The sequence below is a fragment of the Mesorhizobium sp. M7A.F.Ca.US.005.03.2.1 genome (genome assembly GCF_003997795.1).
GTDB lineage: Bacteria > Pseudomonadota > Alphaproteobacteria > Rhizobiales > Rhizobiaceae > Mesorhizobium > Mesorhizobium ciceri.
On sequence record NZ_RZRP01001386.1, the window covers coordinates 1 to 911 of the forward strand.

Sequence of the window (911 nt, forward strand, 5' to 3'; positions counted from 1 at the left end):
ATTTCCCAGAGATAGGAGACCTCGCTGCGCAATTGATCGTCGCTGTCGGCCATCTTCAGCCGGGTGCGGGCGCTCATGATGGCGAGGTAGTGGGACATGTTGTCGAAGGTGTCTTCCGGCCGCAGCGTGATGGCGTCCATCAGGTCGAGCACGCGCGGCTTGGCGTTGGCGTCGAGCGCCAGCAGGCGGCGCTGTTCGATCACGGCGCGTGCCAGCGGATTGGCGAAAGGCCGCTCCGGCATCAGCAGCGTCTTGGTTTCGCTCGATGCGGTGTGCCCGGCATCGTCGGTAGCGACCAGCGTCAGCTTGATGCTGCTGCCGGCCCAGACATGCTCGGTCAGGTCCTTGGAGGTCCTGGCGGCGTTCGACTTGCCGCCGCGACGCGGCAGCGTCAGCGGCATTTCAGATGCACCGTACAGTGGACGCGCATTCGGCGCCTGCGGATCGGCAAGCGCGAACACCGCCTTGGCGGTGGCGGCGCCATAGTCGTCGTCGATCTGGTAGTTGAGCTCGAAGGCGCCGTTGGCGGCGCGCTTGGGCTCGCCGACGAAGCGGATCTGCGGCGGCTTGTCCGGTACGACCGCGAAGGCCCAGCGGCCGAGCTGGTCCTCGCCCGACGTCAGCGTCAGCGTGCCGTCGCCGGTCAGCTTGCTGGTGAACTGGCGCACCTTGGACGGCGTCGCCGGGCTTGCAGCCGGCTTGGCGGCGGCCTGCGGTGCAGCCGGGTCGATGGCGCGGGAATTGCCATTCTTGTCGGCGTAGCCGAGCGTTTCCTCGCCTGAGCCGCCCGTCACGCGCAGCGAAACGTCACTGCCTTCGGGAACCGTAAAGGTCGGGATGGCCTGGTTGGCGTCGGCGGTCAGGAAGATCGGCGGCTTGCCGGTGTAGGACGGCGGGGTCACCCAGGCGTC

1 protein-coding gene is annotated in these 911 nt (G+C 67.7%); it reads right to left on the minus strand.

The features are described 5' to 3' along the window. A partial coding sequence (locus tag EN991_RS37960; protein WP_127370617.1) for a DUF4175 family protein occupies window positions 1-911 on the minus strand: 911 nt, incomplete at both ends.